The sequence below is a fragment of the Rhodophyticola porphyridii genome (assembly GCF_003688285.1).
GTDB classification, from domain to species: Bacteria; Pseudomonadota; Alphaproteobacteria; order Rhodobacterales; family Rhodobacteraceae; genus Rhodophyticola; species Rhodophyticola porphyridii.
In genome coordinates this window covers 165,631-180,576 of the sequence record NZ_RCNT01000001.1, presented here as the reverse complement: position 1 = coordinate 180,576, position 14,946 = coordinate 165,631, and the positions used below count along the sequence as shown (strand labels likewise).

Below are 14,946 nucleotides of genomic sequence, written 5' to 3'. Positions count from 1 at the left end.
CGGGGCCGGGCTCCGACGTCCCAGGATCGGGACAGGCCGAAAGGGATCGGTATGTCGGAAAAGACCCGGGCGCCGCGTTTCGATGGCCACGCCCGGGCCTGTTTCATGGATATCTCAGGCCAGATCGAAGCGGTCGAGATTCATCACCTTGGTCCAGGCTGCGACGAAAGCTTTCACGAAGGTTTCCGGCGCATCATCCTGACCGTAGACCTCCGCAATCGCGCGCAACTGGGAGTTGGAGCCGAAGATCAGATCGACCCGCGTGCCGGTCCATTTGACCGCTCCGGTGGAGCGGTCCCGGCCTTCGAACACGTCTTCCGCGTCGGAGACCGCTTTCCATTCGGTTCCCATGTCCAGCAGATTGGTGAAGAAGTCGTTGCTCAGCACTCCCGGGCGATCCGTGAACACGCCGTGGGAGGACTGCCCGAAATTCGCGCCCAGCATCCGCATGCCACCCACCAGGGCGGACATTTCCGGCGCGCTGAGCGTGAGAAGCTGCGCGCGGTCCACCAGCAACTCCTCGGCCGATAGGGTGTAATCCGCCTTCAGGTAGTTGCGGAAGCCGTCGGCGACCGGTTCAAGCACCTCGAAGGACTCGACATCTGTTTGCTCCTGAGAAGCATCGGCCCGACCGGGCGCGAACGGCACCTCAACCTCATGGCCGCCATCCTTCGCCGCCTTTTCGACCGCCGCCGCACCACCGAGGACGATCAGGTCTGCAAGCGACACACGCTTGCCACCGGATTGCGCATCGTTGAAGGCGGTCTGGACGCTCTCAAGCGTATCCAGTACGCGCGCCAGTTGCTCGGGCTGGTTCACCTCCCAGTCCTTCTGGGGGGCGAGCCGGATCCGCGCACCATTCGCGCCGCCGCGTTTGTCGGAGCCGCGGAAGGTGGAGGCGGAGGCCCATGCGGTGGAAACCAGGTCCGCCACGGAGAGGCCGGAGTCGAGGATCTTGCCCTTCAGCTCCGCGATATCCTGTGCGTCGATCAGCGGGTGCGTGACCTTGGGGATCGGATCCTGCCACAGAAGCTCTTCCTGCGGGACTTCGTCACCCAGATACAGAATCGGCGGCCCCATGTCGCGATGGGTCAGCTTGTACCAAGCGCGTGCGAAGGCGTCGGCGAACTCCTCGGGGTTCTGGTGGAACCGGCGGGAGATCTTCTCGTAGGTCGGGTCCATCCGCATGGCCATGTCAGCGGTCGTCATCATGATCGGCACAGTGCCCGAGCCATCGACCTGCGGCGCATGATCATCAGCGGCGAGACCCCTGGGCTGCCACTGATGCGCGCCGGCGGGGCTTTTCGTCAGTTCCCACTCATAGCCGAAAAGCACATCGAAATAGCTCATGTCCCATGTCGTCGGCGTCGGCGTCCAAGGACCTTCGATACCGCTGGTGATCGCGTCCACACCGCTGCCCGAGGCATGGGTGCTGAGCCAGCCTAGGCCCTGCGCCTCGATCGGGGCGCCTTCTGGCTCGGGGCCGACCAGTGCCGCATCGCCCGCGCCATGGGCCTTGCCGAAAGTGTGCCCGCCCGCAACCAGCGCCACGGTCTCTTCGTCATTCATCGCCATGCGGGCAAAGGTTTCGCGAATATCGCGCCCAGACGCGACCGGATCGGGATTGCCGTTGGGACCTTCGGGGTTCACGTAGATCAGGCCCATCTGCACCGCCGCCAGCGGGTTCTGAAGCTCCCTGTCGCCGGAATAGCGCGCGTCGCCCAGCCACTCGGTTTCCGTACCCCAGTAGATGTCCTGCTCGGGCTCCCAGATATCGGCGCGGCCGCCGCCGAAGCCGAAGGTCTTGAAGCCCATGGATTCCAGCGCGACATTGCCGGTCAGGACCATCAGATCGGCCCAGGAGATCTTGTTGCCGTATTTCTGTTTGATCGGCCACAGCAGGCGGCGCGCCTTGTCGAGATTTCCGTTATCCGGCCAGCTGTTGAGCGGCGCGAAACGCTGCGTCCCCGAGGAGGAGCCGCCACGACCGTCTGCGGTGCGATAGGTGCCGGCGCTGTGCCACGCCATGCGGATGAAGAACGGACCGTAATGCCCATAATCCGCGGGCCACCAGTCCTGGGAATCCGTCATCAGCGCATGGAGGTCTTTCTTGAGCGCCTGAAGGTCGAGTGATTTGAACGCTTCGGCGTAGTCGAACCCGTCGACCATCGGATTGGACAGCTGCGAATTCTGGTGCAGGATTCCGAGGTTGAGCTGATTTGGCCACCAGTCCCGGTTCGATCTGACCCCGAAGGTCGTGTGCAGGCTGGAGCCGCCCATCATCGGGCACTTGCCTGAGGTTCCGATATCATTTCCGTCCATGGTTCATTCCGATCCTGGCTGTTGATGCTAGAAAGCGATTTGGGTGAGCGCGTGTTCGTATCGAGGGCGATCCGGCCCAATGGCTAGCCCGGCAGGTCCGCGCGCCGCAAGGTCTGTTTGCGAACCATGCGCCTGCGGTCAGGCCGGGGAAGGAACGGGCCCGGTTTTCCTGATTCGCGCATGGCCCACGCCCTGAAAAAGCCATCAAGCCGGCCTAGACCCGTCATCGCACCCCTCCTTCTCCGGCACAGGGTAGCAAATGTTTTCGATTGGATTAAGTTGCATTTTCTAATCATCTCAATAACCATACATTATAATGAACCTGACCCTGCGCCAACTCCGCTACTTCGAATCCCTGTCCCGCCACGGTCATTTCGGACGTGCGGCGGATGCCTGCGCCATCTCGCAGCCGGCCCTGTCGGTGCAGATCAGGGAGCTTGAGGAAAGCCTTGGCGCAAAGCTCTTCGAACGCGGACCCAGACATGTGCAGCTGACCGGGCTGGGAGAAGAATTTGCGCAGCGTGTCCGGAAGATCCTGCAATCCATCGACGAACTGGAGGATCTGGCCCGCGCCTCAGGCGACCGGCTTTCGGGGCGTCTGCGGATTGGCGTCATCCCGACAATTGCTCCCTATCTCTTGCCCGAACTGATCGGGGCGCTCACCAGGAATTATGCCGGTCTGGATGTGAACATCCGGGAGACCATCACGCCCAGGCTGATCGAGGAGCTGGAGGACGGCAAGCTCGACACGGCCATCGTCGCCCTGCCCATATCGGAACCGTCGCTCACCGAGGTGCCGCTGTTCGAGGAGGACATGGTGCTTGTCCGCCCCATCGGCGATGCCGACGCGCCCGTGCCAAGCGGCGAGGCCCTGCGCGATATGCGGCTGCTTTTGCTGGAAGAGGGGCACTGTTTCCGCGATCAGGCGCTTTCCTTCTGCAACATCCAGTCGTCGCAGCCCCGTGACGGGCTGGATGGCAGCTCCCTTTCGACGCTGGTGCAGATGGTCGGGGCGGGCATCGGCGTGACCCTGATCCCTGACATGGCGGTGGCCGTGGAAACGCGCTCGGCTCCGGTCGCGACAAGCCGGTTGCGGGGGCCGCAGCCATCGCGGACCGTCGGAATGATCTGGCGCAGGACCAGCCCGCTGGCGGAGCAGTTGACCCATATCTCGGAGATTGTCCGGGATGCCGCCGAGGCCCTGCAATCCCGGCGGAACGACGCCGCACGCCGTCACTGAGCCCAGGTGGCACGCATCCGCTGTGCGGTGTCACCGCATTGCCGCGATAGTGGACAGGTGTCGGACAGGCCAATACATCTGGCATCGTATCGCCCGTTTGCGGGCCGCTTACCAAGGATGTCATGTGCTCAGCCGGCTCCGTGGATTATACGCGCGTTATGCGGCGCATCACAGAGACATCGCCGCGATCAGATCCGGCGAGACAGGCACGGTCTGGAATCCGGCACCGGCCGTCGCTCCGCCCCCGCCTTCGGAACGCCGCCTGTTTCTGCGCTTCCTTCGCGATGCGATGGGCGCGACACTGCCGACCTTGCGCTGGTATCTGACCGGCGCGCCGGAATGGAAGGCCGAAGTCAAGGCCAGGCTGGGTCTGACCCCGGTAGACCTGGCCCATCCGCTCGACATATCCGTTTTTCACAAACCTCCGCCAGATGCGGCGCGCGCGGCGACACCGGTGACGATCCTGCTTCCGGTCTTCAACGCGTTCGAGATCTTGCAGGAATGCCTTGACCGGGTTGAGCGACATACAGATCTGCCCTGGCATCTGATCGCGGTAGAAGACGGCTCCACCGATGCACGGGTGCGGCCATTCCTGCGGGATTGGGCCACGGCGTGGGCCCCTCAGGTCACCCTTCTGGAAAACAGCGAGAACCTGGGGTTTGTCGGCAGCGTCAACCGTGCGCTGGAGGAGATCCGGGGGGGCGATCATCCGGTGATCCTGCTGAATTCGGACAGTCTCCTGCCGGTGAGCTGGGCCAGCCGGATCGTAGCCCCCCTGCTTGACGCGCCCGATATTGCCAGCGTGACGCCGATGTCGAATGACGCGGAAATCCTGTCAGTCCCCCTCATGTGCCAGCGGCGCGATCTGCGCCCCGGCGAAGCCGACCGGATCGATGCGGTTGCGCAGGGCCTGTCGCCCCTTGCCACGGTGGACATTCCAACCGGCGTCGGCTTCTGCATGGCGCTCAACCACCGGTTTCTGCGGGATCAGCCGCAACTCGACACCGGCTTCGGCCGGGGCTACGGCGAAGAGGTGGACTGGTGCCGCAAGGCCATGGAAATGGGCGGCAGGCATGTGGGCCTGCCCGGCCTGTTCGTCGAACATCGCGGCGGCGCCAGCTTCGGGACCGGGGAGAAAGCCGCCCAATTGGCGAAGAACGCGGCGGTCCTGTCCTGCCGTTACCCGCAATTCGATGCCGAGGTACAGGCGTTTCTGAGACATGATCCGCTTCTGTCCGGGCGATTGGCGCTTGCGATCGGATGGGCCGCCGCGCGCGCGGAGGTGGCGGTGCCGATCTATCTTGCCCATTCCCTCGGCGGCGGAGCGGAGGCGCATCTTCGCGGCGAGCTTGCCGATGTGCTGAGCCGAGGATGCGCCGCGATCGTGCTGCGCTTTGGCGGACCCGCGCGGATGCAGGTGGAGCTTCATACGGATCGGGGCCGGATCATGGGCACGACCTCGGACCTCGCACTTGTTCACCGGCTGCTGGAACCGGTGCGGCGCCGGCGGATCATCTATTCCTGCGCCGTGGGCGATACGGATCCAATGGCCCTGCCTGATCTTATACAAGATCTTGCGGTGAACGACGCGGATATCGAGATCCGGTTCCACGACTTTTTCCCGGTCTCCCCATCCTACTGCCTGCTGGATCAGGACGGACATTATCGCGGTCCCGTCACCGCCAGCCGCCGCGACGCGGCCCACAGCACGACCCGAGCGGACGGTAAGCTAGTCAGCCTCGCCGATTGGCAGCGCGCGTGGTATCGAACGCTCAGCGCCGCCGGCAAGCTCGTCGTCTACTCGAACGACAGCCGCGCGCAGGTGGCGGCCGCCTATCCCGACCTGTCGGACAAGATATCCGTCGCACCGCATCCGGCGCCAACTGCGACAGGCCGGGTGCCGGTGCCCCGGGATGCGCGGAAAATCGTCATCGGCATCCTCGGCAATATCGCGCCGCAGAAAGGCGCCGCGCTGATCTGCGATCTGGCCCGGGAACTGGAACGGCACCCGCGCATCTCGATGGTCCTGATCGGAACGCTTGACCCGTCATTCGGCCTGCCCCGGTCGGTGCCTCTTCATGGCCCCTATCGCCGCGAGGACATCGCAGAGCATGCTCGCCATTATGGGGTGACCTGCTGGCTGATCCCCTCGGTCTGGCCGGAAACCTTTTCTTTCACCACCCACGAGGCGCTGGCAACCGGGCTGCCAGTTCTGGCCTTCGACATCGGCGCACAGGGTGAGGCCGTGGCGCAGGCGGAAAACGGCCACCCGATCGGCTTCGCAATTGAGGATAATCTCACGCAGGTTATCATAGAAAACGTCAAAAATTTACCATCTGTTGACCCTTGATGCCCTAGCCTCGGCGCGAACGCGGGGCGTGGCGAGGGAGCCTGAACCGGCGCAAGGCATAGCATTCGGGCGCGGGCGGCCGCGTTTCCGCACTCTCCATTGATCAGGGTGGACCCAGATTTGGCAGACAGCATTCCATCCAAACGCGCGGCCCGGATACCGCCTGCCGACAAGGCATCGGACCCGCAGACGGTCGCCGGGGAAGCTGAACGAACCGTGGAGGCATGGCAGAAAACGCAGCCTCTTGCCCGCATCCGCAAGGCGGCAGAGCAGCAAAGGGAGGTGACGCCACCACCGAAACCCGCAGCGGCAGGGCACGGCCCGAAACCGGGCGGCAAGGCCAAATCTGGCTCGCCCTCGATACCCGTCGCCCCCGCGGCCCGGCCCATGCGAACGCAGCGGCGTCATTGGCTGGTGGCCTTGTCCTTCATGATCATGGTGGTCGCCCCGGCCGCTCTCTCCGCCTGGTATCTCTGGACCCGTGCGGCCGACCAATACGCGTCTTTCGTGGGCTTTTCGGTGCGCACCGAAGAGGCCAGCTCAGCCATCGAAATTCTGGGCGGTATCACTGACCTGTCGGGATCGAGTTCGTCCGACACCGATATCCTTTACGAGTTCCTGCAAGGTCAGGAACTGGTGCGGCTGGTCGACGACCGGCTCGACCTGCGCGCGATCTGGTCCCGGGTCAGCCCCGAAGAAGATCCGGTTTTCGCCTTTCAGCCGCCCGGCACGATCGAGGATCTGGTGGATCATTGGGCGCGCAAGGTACGGATCTATTACGACAGCGGCACAGGCCTGATCGACCTGCGCGTCCTGGCCTATGACCCCGTCGATGCGCAGCGGATCGCGCAGGAGGTATTCGAACAGAGCAGCGCGATGATCAACGCGCTTTCGGCGGTCGCCCGCGAAGACGCCATAGGCTATGCCCGCGATGAACTCGCCCAGGCCGAGGAACGGCTGACCGGCGCGCGCGTGGCGCTGACCGCATTTCGCAACCGGACCCAGATCGTAGATCCGACGATCGACACCCAAGGTCAGATGGGTCTGCTCAACACATTGCAGGCGCAGCTGGCCGAAGCGCTGATCGAGCTCGATATTCTGCGCGAGACAACCCGGGAAAGCGATCCGCGAATTGTGCAGGTGGAGCGGCGCGTGTCGGTGATCGAGAACCGTATCGCTCAGGAGCGCGCCGTTCTGGGCACCAGTGCGGCCGGCGATAGCGCGTTCGCCGATCTGGTCGGGGAATACGAGCGGCTGGCTACGGATCAGGAATTCGCCGCGCAGGCCTATACCGCCGCGCTGGCCGCGTTCGATTCCGCCCGGAACGAAGCCCGGCGGCAGAGCCGTTATCTGGCCGCCCATGTCCGCCCCACCCTGTCCGAGGCATCGCGCTACCCCGAACGGGTCGTGCTGCTGTCGATGATCACTCTCTTTGCCTTCCTGATGTGGGCAGTGGTGGTGCTGGTGGCCTACAGCCTGCGCGACCGGCGCTAGGGTGGGCGCCTTGATCGAATTCCGCAATGTGACCAAGGAGTTCGCCCGGGCCGGCTTCCGAAACCGGGTGATCGATGATCTCAGCCTGACCGTGCCGTCGCAGCTTTCGGTCGCGCTTCTGGGCCGGAACGGCGCCGGAAAATCCACCTTGCTGAAGATGATCGCGGGGACCCTGGAGCCCACTTCAGGTGAGATTCTCTCCACGGGAAGCATCTCCTGGCCGGTCGGCTTTGCCGGGTCCTTTCATCCGGATCTGACCGGGTCGCAGAACGTGCGCTTCGTCGCCCGCATCTACGGCGTCGACACCGAAGAGTTGTCGGATTTCGTGGAGGAGTTCTGCGAGTTGGGGGCGAGTTACAGGCAGCCGTTGCGCGGATATTCCTCGGGCATGAAAGCGCGGTTGTCCTTCGGCGTTTCGATGGGGATCGGATTTGACACCTATCTGGTGGATGAGGTCACCGCCGTGGGCGATGCGGCGTTTCGCAAGAAAAGCAGCGCGATGTTCCGCCGTCGGATGGAACAGGCCGGGTCTTTCGTTGTCAGTCACAACATGCCGCAGATCCGCGAGCTTTGCGATATCGGCATCGTCCTGGAGCACGGAAAGATCACGGTTTACGAGGATGTGGACGAGGCGATCGACCACCACTTGCGCAACCTCAACATTCCCAACATGGTCGGGAATTCCTGAGACCTCTCTGTTCAGATGATTTGGAAGATATCTGTTGTGATGTCTGCGATGTCGGTGTCGAGGAAGGTGATTGTGACGCCGCTGTCGGCGAGCAGCAGATCGGTGCCCTGCCGGGTCAGGTCGGCAAGCACGGCGCCCGCATCGGCATAGCTGAACCCGTCCAGGATCACCCAGTCCCACGCCTCCAGATCCACCACCTCATGGGTCCCGCCATCGCCGGCGTCGAAGACGAAACTGTCCGCCCCGAACCCGCCAAAGACCGCATTGGCGCCGCCGCCCCCCTCCAGCCGGTCGCCGGGGAAGGTGGCGCGCATCCAGGCGCTGAGATCGGGCCCCGTATTGTCCCGGAATTCGGCGCTCTCGGCGAACCCGCGCACCACCTCCTCCCGGCTGAGCGTGCCGTCATCCAGAAGCCCGCGCCAGCCCTGCAGCCCGGCCGGATCGGGCGCCCGGCCCAGCACGTTTTCATACATCAGCGTGACGAATTCGGCATTGTCCGTCGCGCCGTACCGCCCCTGGAACTCGGACGAGTTGACGAAGCCCGACACCACCTCCAGATAAGGCCGCCCGCTGGCCAGCTCCCCGACCCAGGCCAGCAGGCCGCCCGGATCCGGCGCCCGGTCCAGCGTCGCCTGATACAGCCGGAACACCTCGTCGGCCCAGTTGGCCCGGTACCCCGCCTGGCTGAACTCCAGCGCCCCGGCGGCGGTGTTGCCCATGAACTCCTGGCTTTCGGAGAACCCGAACACCACCTCCGCCCGGCTGAGCGCACCGCTGTCGAGCTGGTCGCGCCAGGCCTGCAGCCCCGCCGGATCGGGCGCCCGGCCCAGCACGTTCTCATACATCAGCGTGACGAACTCGGTCGTGTCCGTCGCGCCGTACCGCCCCTGGAACTCCGGGGAGCCCATGAACCCCTCGATCACCTGCAGAAGGCTTGCCTGCCCGTCGCGCAGCGTCTCCGTCCAGCCCCGATGCCCGGCCGCATCCGGCGCCCGGTCCAGCGTCGCCTGATACAGCCGGAACACCTGCGCCGAGACCGGGTCAAACCCCACATCCACATCGTCCCCGTTCAGAACGTCATCCCCAAAACCCCCGAACAAACTGTCCGAACCAGACCCGCCAACAAGCAGGTCAGAGCCGGCCATGCCGAATATCAGATCATCGCCGCCGGCACCGTCCATGTAATTCGACACGCCGTTGCCGTTGAGGAAATCGGCCTCGACGCTGCCGGCGAAGACGGTTTCGCCCCCCAGATTGCCGACCGGAAGGCGGGACAGGTTGATCAGGTCGGGCACCAGGATATCGGCCGCGTCGAGCGGACGCTGATCGACACTGATCACCCGCAACACCTCGTTGCGGAAGGTCAGGATGCAGCCGTCCGCGGTGGTCTGGAACGTGATCTGATCCAGATTGCGGAACATCTGATAGGCGGAGAGATCGAGCACATCCTCAGCCGGGTCGAAATCCGTGATCGTATCGTCGATCCCGTCGGCCGCCATGACAAAGACGTCCCGCCCGGCGCCGCCTGTCAACCGGTCGGCGCCCGTCCCGTCCATCAGGATATCGTTGCCGGCACCGCCGTTCAGAGTGTCATTGCCATGCCCGCCTGAGATCACTTCGCCCGCGGCCGTCCCGTTGATCTCATCACCGCCCTCGCTGCCGAGTAAGGTGTCTGAGACGGTCCCGGGATCATAGCTCAGATGGGTGATACCGGTTTCGGTATGGCTGGCCGCGAAGATTTCGAGCGTGCCGTTCCGGGTCGTGGCGGCGATGCTGCTGACATTCTCCAGGCTGGCCGCAAAGCTGGCCGCCATGGTGGCGTGATGCACCAACCGCCCGCCGGGCAGAAGCTGGAAAAGCGACATCCCGTCATCGGCGCCACCGGCCATGACGAAGACCTGATCTCCCAATGTGACAAGTTCCAGGCTGGTCACGGACTGGAACCGGGAGCTCAGATCGTCCAGAACATGGTCGACCGGCACCAGGGACCCGTCGGTGTTGAGCCGCAGGACGCTCAGCGACGAACTGCCCTGGGACGCCAGAACGATGTATTCGCCATCGGGCATCGTCGCCTGTGAAAGGGCGCTGATCCCGGCCACGCCGAGCCCGTCGGCGGCCCCGGCGCGACCCCGGATCTGCAACGCCCCGCCCGCGACGACTTCGTAGCTGACCACCTGGTTGCCATCGCCGGTCACGGCAATCAGGTATTTCTCGGACCCGGCCTGGGCGGCCATCAGGCGGGAAGCTCCTCCCGGCACGTCCTGCTGGGTTTGCTGAACGAGCTCGCCATCGGGCTGAACCGCATAGGCCTTTATCGTGCCTTCGGCCTTGTCTCCAGCGTAGACATAGGTGCCGCTGGCGCTTTCCGTCAGCACGAGATCGGAAAAGCCTTCGCTGGCCGCCATGCTGGAGAGGGTTTGCGGCACGCCGCCGATGGTTCCGTCCGCCGCGATCTGGAAGCTTATCGGCCCATCCATCGCGGGCCCGAGGGTAACCGCGCGCAGCGAACCGCCGAATTCCATCAGCTCGAGCGAGATCGTATCCTCGGAAAGATACTGGGTATCGATCAACTGTGCCGACCCGTCGGGGCCCAGCCCGAAAACCGTGATCGCCTCGCCGGACCGGCTGGTGGCGTATAATGCCGCCTGACCGCTGGACGTCACGAAGAGATCCAGATCGGTGATCGCCGTTACCACTTCGGGCACGGCGTGCGACATCGTCGCGACATAGGATAGTTGAGCCACCCCTGACTCCCCCTCGCAAATCTGCGCCCCCACGCATTCCGGGGGACCATGCCTCGGGAGGATTAACGTCTGGTCAGAGCATTGTGGCAGAGTTGGGACATTCGCTTAGACTTGCAGTTTTCCGGTCTCATTCACGAACCGCCCGGATACGCGCGCGCCCATTCATGGTTGCGAAAACCGGGCCCGGTAGACTATCACCCTTCTGCCCCGGCCCGGCGGCAGCTCCAGACAGGCGGGAACGATCAGATGAAGAAGGCCTTTATCACCGGCATCACCGGTCAGGACGGCGCCTATCTCGCGAAGCTTCTGCTCGACAAGGGTTACGAGGTCCATGGTGGCGCGCGCTGGATTTCTCATGAACAGAAGTCCCGTCTCGCCAGGCTGGGCGTCGCCGACGCGGTCCATATGCATGAATTCGACCTCAGCGACATGAACAACATCTTCCGTACCTTGCGGGATGTTCGGGTGGATGAGTTCTATAATCTCGCCGCACTCAGCTTCGTGGGCGCGTCCTGGGATGTGCCGGTCTACTCCGCGGATGTGAACGGGCAGGGCGTGGTCCGGATCCTTGACACCTTGCGCACGATCGCGCCTGAAACCCGGTTCTATCAGGCGTCGACATCGGAGATGTTCGGACTGGTGCAGGAAGTTCCGCAAAGTGAGACAACGCGTCTCTACCCGCGCTCACCTTACGGCGTTTCCAAGGTGTACGGCCATCATATCACGGTGAATTATCGGGAATCCTTCGGGCTTCACGCGTCATCGGGCATTCTGTTCAATCATGAATCCCCCTTGCGAGGAAAAGATTTCGTGACCCGCAAGATTACCATGGGGCTGGCCCGGATTGCGCGTGGCGACAGCGCGCCGGTCGTTCTGGGCAATCTCAATGCGCAGCGCGACTGGGGATTTGCCGGGGATTATGTCGACGGCATGTGGCGGATGCTGCAACAAGATAAGGCCGACGATTACGTTCTGGCCACCGGTGTGACGACTGCGATCCGCGATTTCGTGGCCTTCGCGGCGGCCCCGCTCGGCATGGATCTTGAGTGGCACGGCGAGGGCGTCGAGGAGACGGCAACCGACCGCAAGACCGGCAGGCGCGTCGTCCAGGTCAGTGCGGAATGGTTTCGCCCGGCGGAGGTGGATCTGCTGATCGGCGATGCCACCAAGGCGCGGCAGAAACTCGGCTGGTCGCCCAAGGTTGATGTACGTACCCTGGCGGAGATGATGGCAAAGGCGGATTATGACGCTCTGGGTTAGGGCCAGCTCCGGCCCGCCGCGCTGATATCAGCCGATTCTGGCGGGCTCTCTTCAGGATATTCCGATCCGTTAACCATTTTTTGGCATCCCCGTGACATGTCTTGTGACTCAGGGCCTTCGCGGATGTGCAGGCTGCCCGGGCAATTGCCCGGGCCGGGGGTTCGGCGATCGATCACAGAGGGGTCTTGCGCAAATGGGATTTGAGAAACGCGGCGCGGCCAACGGATCTGGAACCCCGAAACAGGGCACTCCGGAACTTGGCTCGATCGGATCTGTTGCCGTTCCCCGGGCCCGCGAAGCAAGCCGCGCGCGCGAAGAGGATCGCATGCCGGTATCTTCGGTGCGGAGCCTGCCCGGCGCGACCCCCGCGCCGACGGAGCGGCAGCCGCCCTATTCCGGCAATATCGACTATTTCTCCGCCGGCAAACTGCATGGCTGGGTTGTACGGACCAATGCCAGGGAGAGCCGGCCCATGGTGGGTCTGTTCATTGGTGATCGCGCCTTGATCCGCCAACTGGCGAGCAAACCGAGATCCGATGTGAAGGAGGCCGGGATCGGGGATGGCTACTGTGGCTTCGAGTTGCCGGTGGACGACGCGGCCTATGCCCTCGCGAAACGCTTCGGATATCAGGTGAGCGTCCGGGTTCTTGACGACCCGCAGTTCGAGATCGGGACCTATACGCTGCCCAAACCGCTTTTCGGGGGCCTCGATCGAAACAGCCCGATGATCGACCATTGCCGGATGTTGCTGAGCGATGAGCTGACGCTGATGGCGAAACTGCTTGCCCGGGTGGACCGGCCGGTCACCTGGCCGAAACTCGGTAAACACGCCCTGCTCTTCGACAAAGGCCGCCTGATCCCCGAGAGCGACGCGGCACCGGATACGGACACACGCCTGCCCGCCTATCTCGACTACGTGAAACATCGCCTGCACAAGAACCGGGACTTCGATACCGACGGCACGCCGGAAGATCGCGATCATTTCCTGCATTGGTACCTTACCGGCTACGGCACCATACGCCGCGGCTTGCGCACGCCGCTTCCCCATGACGTGATCGACTACCTGAACGCGCCTTTCGTCATCGGGGGCCAGAAACACACCCTGACCCGGGCGATGTGGTGGCGTATCGTGGATGATGGCACCAAGCTGAAGTCGCTGGATCTGTCCGACAGCGCGGCCTTCCTCGACCTGCTCTATTGGTGGGCGGAAAAAGAGGCGCCGCGCCTCTCTGTCGAGGATTGCCTGGTGCCCGCGCGTCATGCCGACCTGTTGCGGATGGTGCCCACGGCCCGCAAGGACGACGCCTTCCCGCTTTCCAATTTCATGGTCCGCCTTCAGGAGGACAGGTCAAGTTTCCAATTCCTCGACCCGACGGAGGAGGAGGACAGAAAACTCTTTACCTTGTGCATGGTGCTGTGCAGCGCCAGCCGCCCCGATCTGCTGAGATACGTCCCGGCCGGATCCCTCAGGAGGATCTTCGCGCGACAGGGCGAGACCCCGTCGATCTTCGAGACCTTCTATCAGGCCATGACCCTGCAGGATGATCCGGTTTCGATCTCCCATGACATGTTCGCGGCCCTGATCCGTCTTCGCGGATACGACCTGCAAAGCCATCAGTTCCTTGCCCGGACGGAAACGGGTGACAGGCTGCACGCCGCGGCCCTGCCGATTGCGGCCGACGCGGAGAGGGTGGATGTGCAACTGATCGGGCCGTTTGAAAAGGCATCCGGGCTCGGGCAAGCCACACGCCTTTCCGCGGAGATCATGAGCCGCACCGGACTGCGCGTGAATTGCGTGGATTTCGGGCTGGACAACCCCGCGCCCGAAGGGTTCAGCAAGGTCGGCAAGATGTCAGACTGGAAGAAAGCCCGGATCAACCTGCTGCATCTGAATGCGGAATCCATTCCTCTGGCGTTTGCTTACGGGCCGGACGTGTTTTCCGACAGCTACAATATCGGCTATTTCTACTGGGAACTCGATACGCCCGCTCTGTGCCATTACCTGGGCATGGAACTGCTGGACGAGATCTGGGTTTCCACCGAGTTCGGTGTCAGCATCTATCGGCCCGAAACCGCGCAGCCGGTCGTCAATGTGGGGATGTGTTTCGAGGAGTTGAGCGCGGTCGACAAGGATGCGGCCCGCCGAAATCTGGTGCAGCAGTTGCAGCTGCCGGACGACGCGTTCCTCTCCCTCGTGGCCTTCGATTCGTTTTCCTTCGTGCAGCGGAAGAACCCGCTTGGCGTGCTGGCGGCGTTTCAGAAGGCCTTCCGGGGGATCGACACCGCGCATCTGATCATCAAGACACAGAATCGCGACCATGTTTCGGACCCGATGCAGGAACGGATCTGGAAACGTGCCGACGCCATGATCGCCGCCGACCCCCGCATTCACGTGATCAACGAAACGCTCACCTACGAGGCGCTGGTCGATCTCAAGGCCGCCAGCGACTGCTATATCTCGCTGCACAAATCCGAGGGCTGGGGCTTCGGCATGATCGAGGCGATGAACCTGAAGGTGCCGGTGGTCTGCACGGGTTATTCCGGGAACATGGATTTCTGCTCGGAGCAGACGGCATGGCTGGTGGATTACAAAGACAGCTATCTCGTGGAGGGGGATTACATCTTCGTCAGGGCCGGCCAGAAATGGGCGGATCCGGATATCGACGATGCCGCCGCCCAGCTAATCGCCCTTTACCGCAATCCCCGGGAGCGGGCCGCGAAGGTGGAGGCTGCCTTCGCCAATGTCCGGCAGAACTTCTCCGCCGATGCGATCGCCAGACGCTACGAGGCGCGCTTGCAGGAAATCCTGAAGACGCTCTAACGCCAAACCTCCGGGGTGGCTTCGGCC

Annotated in this window: 8 protein-coding genes; 6 read left to right on the top strand and 2 right to left on the bottom strand. The window is 63.5% G+C overall.

Annotation, left to right across the window (positions count from 1 at the left end; all coding sequences use genetic code 11):
* Nucleotides 1-114 precede the first annotated feature (114 nt).
* Entirely contained in the window at nucleotides 115-2,322 is a 2,208-nt protein-coding gene (katG, locus tag D9R08_RS00875; protein ID WP_121896123.1) for a catalase/peroxidase HPI, read from the bottom strand.
* 313 nt (nucleotides 2,323-2,635) lie between these two features.
* Between katG and D9R08_RS00870 the strand changes: the two genes are divergently transcribed.
* From D9R08_RS00870 to D9R08_RS00855, 4 genes are all read left to right on the top strand, one after another.
* A complete protein-coding gene (locus tag D9R08_RS00870; RefSeq protein WP_121896122.1) occupies nucleotides 2,636-3,562 on the top strand; it encodes a hydrogen peroxide-inducible genes activator in 927 nt (308 codons plus the stop codon).
* Between the two features lie 124 nt (nucleotides 3,563-3,686).
* A complete protein-coding gene (locus tag D9R08_RS00865; RefSeq protein WP_158598901.1) occupies nucleotides 3,687-5,912 on the top strand; it encodes a glycosyltransferase in 2,226 nt (741 codons plus the stop codon).
* A 120-nt stretch (nucleotides 5,913-6,032) separates the two neighbouring features.
* Nucleotides 6,033-7,406, top strand: coding sequence for a capsule biosynthesis protein (locus D9R08_RS00860; RefSeq protein ID WP_233557150.1), 1,374 nt, complete (start codon nucleotides 6,033-6,035; stop codon nucleotides 7,404-7,406).
* A 10-nt stretch (nucleotides 7,407-7,416) separates the two neighbouring features.
* Nucleotides 7,417-8,094: an ABC transporter ATP-binding protein gene (locus D9R08_RS00855; RefSeq protein ID WP_121896773.1), complete on the top strand. Its 678-nt coding sequence runs from the start codon at nucleotides 7,417-7,419 to the stop codon at nucleotides 8,092-8,094.
* Between the two features lie 11 nt (nucleotides 8,095-8,105).
* Here the strand turns inward: D9R08_RS00855 and D9R08_RS19560 are convergent, their stop codons facing one another.
* Complete coding sequence (locus tag D9R08_RS19560; protein ID WP_147450600.1) at nucleotides 8,106-10,838, bottom strand: DUF4214 domain-containing protein; 2,733 nt, start codon at nucleotides 10,836-10,838, stop codon at nucleotides 8,106-8,108.
* A 246-nt stretch (nucleotides 10,839-11,084) separates the two neighbouring features.
* On the opposite strand from D9R08_RS19560, the gene gmd reads away from it, so the two are divergent.
* Together gmd and D9R08_RS00840 are read left to right on the top strand one after the other, a co-directional pair.
* Nucleotides 11,085-12,098, top strand: coding sequence for a GDP-mannose 4,6-dehydratase (gene gmd / locus D9R08_RS00845; protein WP_121896119.1), 1,014 nt, complete (start codon nucleotides 11,085-11,087; stop codon nucleotides 12,096-12,098).
* 193 nt (nucleotides 12,099-12,291) lie between these two features.
* A complete protein-coding gene (locus D9R08_RS00840; protein WP_121896118.1) occupies nucleotides 12,292-14,919 on the top strand; it encodes a glycosyltransferase in 2,628 nt (875 codons plus the stop codon).
* Nucleotides 14,920-14,946 lie beyond the last annotated feature (27 nt).